The 212-nt window shown below is 53.3% G+C and carries 1 protein-coding gene; it reads right to left on the bottom strand.

Going from position 1 to position 212, the window contains the following annotated elements:
• The coding region (locus A8L45_RS24960) for a hypothetical protein (RefSeq protein ID WP_175402098.1) at nucleotides 1-212 on the bottom strand (212 nt) is incomplete at both ends.

Raw genomic sequence — 212 nt, 5'->3', positions numbered from 1 at the left:
AACGGTATTGAGCTCTGTTTGACCGTCTGCTGACCACAGGGTGAAGGTACCGTTGGTGTCTTCCTCAAAATCCCCCTTGTTGCCTGGATTATTGATATCAAGACGCAGGGTGGTACTGGTGGCTGAGGCATTGTTGAGAGTGACCGTCCAGGTCAGATCAACATTATCGTCTTCGGTGACGTCAGTCCCGGCAGGGGTCACCGAAGCCACGA

The sequence above is a fragment of the Veronia pacifica genome (assembly GCF_001707825.1).
In the GTDB taxonomy this organism is placed as follows: Bacteria; Pseudomonadota; Gammaproteobacteria; order Enterobacterales; family Vibrionaceae; genus Veronia; species Veronia pacifica.
The sequence above is the reverse complement of the archived record's forward strand: the minus strand, read 5'-3'. Positions and strand labels throughout refer to the sequence as shown.